General features: G+C 67.3%; 1 protein-coding gene. It reads right to left on the bottom strand.

The window, feature by feature from the left end; all coding sequences use genetic code 11:
- Positions 1 to 785, bottom strand: a 785-nt coding sequence (eno, locus tag H0B54_RS29355; protein ID WP_188263276.1) for a phosphopyruvate hydratase, incomplete at both ends; no start/stop codon positions are given.

The raw sequence follows: 785 nt of genomic DNA, 5'->3' as shown, positions 1-785 counted from the left end.
CCGGCGAAGCGGGCGGCGGTGCCGAGCATCTCCTCGATGCGGATCAGCTGGTTGTACTTGGCCAGCCGGTCGGAGCGCGACAGCGAGCCGGTCTTGATCTGGCCGCAGTTGGTGGCGACCGCCAGATCGGCGATGGTGCTGTCCTCGGTCTCGCCCGAGCGGTGCGAGAGGACCGCCGTGTAGCCGGCCTTGTGCGCCATGTCGACGGCTTCCAGCGTCTCCGACAGCGTGCCGATCTGGTTGACCTTGACCAGGATCGAGTTGCCCACGCCCTTCCGGATGCCGTCCGCCAGACGCGCCGGGTTGGTCACGAACAGGTCGTCGCCGACCAGCTGCACCTTGCCGCCGATGGCGTCGGTCAGCGCCTTCCAGCCCTCCCAGTCGTCCTCGGCCATGCCGTCCTCGATCGAGATGATCGGGTAGCGCCCGACCAGATCGGCCCAGTAGGAGACCATCTGCTCGGGCGCCAGCGACTTGCCCTCGCCGGCCAGCTCGTACTTGCCGTTCTTGAAGAACTCGGTCGAGGCGGCGTCGATGGCCAGCATGACGTCGTCGCCCGGCTTATAGCCGGCGGCTTCGATCGCCTTCATGACGAAGCCCAGCGCGTCCTCGGTCGAGGCGAGGTTGGGGGCGAAGCCGCCCTCGTCGCCGACGTTGGTGTTGTGGCCGGCGTCCTTGAGCTTCTTCTTGAGCGCCTGGAAGATCTCCGAGCCCATGCGGATCGCCTCGGCGCCGTTCTCGGCGCCGACCGGCATGACCATGAACTCCTGGATGTCGATCGGGTT

It is taken from the genome of Azospirillum tabaci, from assembly GCF_014596085.1.
Lineage (GTDB): Bacteria > Pseudomonadota > Alphaproteobacteria > Azospirillales > Azospirillaceae > Azospirillum > Azospirillum tabaci.
This window is presented reverse-complemented; position numbering and strand designations above follow the sequence as displayed.